Raw genomic sequence first — 839 nt, 5'->3', positions numbered from 1 at the left:
GGTGATGCAGGCGCGCGCGCCGGAGTCGGCGAGGCGGTAGGCCAGCGCCTCCGGGCCGAACAGGCCGGCGAGCGGCAGCGCGATGGCGCCGAGCTTGTAGGCGGCGGCGTGCGCCACCATCACGGCGGTCGATTGCGGCAGCAGCACCGCGACGCGGCCGGGCTGGCCAAGCTCGAGCTGATCCGCGGGCAGCTGCCGGAGCTGTTCCTGCTGGTCTCGGTCGACGGCGCCTCGGGCGACGCGCTCGGCCTCGCCGACCTGCTCGCAGCCGCCGCACCCGACTTCTCGGCCCACGACACCGGCCCCGACGACCCGGCGCTGATGATCTACACCTCCGGCACCACGGGACAGGCGAAGGGCGCCCTGCACGGGCACCGGGTGCTGCTCGGCCACCTGCCCGGCTTCGACCGGATGCATGCCTTTCCGCCGCGCCCCGGCGACCTGATGTGGACGCCCTCGGACTGGGCCTGGGCCGGCGGCCTGCTCAACGTGCTGATGCCGGCGCTGCGCCACGGCGTGCCGGTGGTGGCCCGCGCCGCCCGGTTCGAGGCCGACGCCGCCTTCCGGCTGATCGAGCGCTTACGGATCACCAACGCCTTCCTCGCGCCGACCGCCCTGCGGATGCTGCGCGCGGTCGAGGCGCCGCGCACGCGCTACGACCTCTCGTCGCTGCGCAACGTCGCCTCGGCCGGCGAGGCGCTCGGCGCCGACACCTATCGCTGGGCGGAGGACGCGGTCGGGCTCGCCGTCGGCGAGGCCTACGGGCAGACCGAATGCAACCTCGTGCTCGCGGCCGCGCCGGCGGAAGGGATCGGCCGGGCGGGCTCGGCCGGCAAGCC

At 75.8% G+C, this 839-nt stretch carries 1 protein-coding gene and 1 pseudogene; one reads left to right on the top strand and one right to left on the bottom strand.

Going from position 1 to position 839, the window contains the following annotated elements; all coding sequences use genetic code 11:
* Positions 1 to 156 (bottom strand): annotated as a pseudogene (locus tag FV223_RS28850) (AMP-binding protein); the annotation flags it as partial.
* Here FV223_RS28850 and FV223_RS28845 point away from each other — a divergent pair.
* On the top strand, positions 133 to 839 hold a 707-nt coding region (locus tag FV223_RS28845; RefSeq protein ID WP_246689860.1), incomplete at its 3' end, for an AMP-binding protein. The pseudogene FV223_RS28850 and the gene FV223_RS28845 sit on opposite strands and share 24 nt — an antisense overlap.

This window comes from Methylobacterium sp. WL116, assembly GCF_008039455.1.
GTDB lineage: Bacteria > Pseudomonadota > Alphaproteobacteria > Rhizobiales > Beijerinckiaceae > Methylobacterium.
The sequence above is the reverse complement of the archived record's forward strand: the minus strand, read 5'-3'. Positions and strand labels throughout refer to the sequence as shown.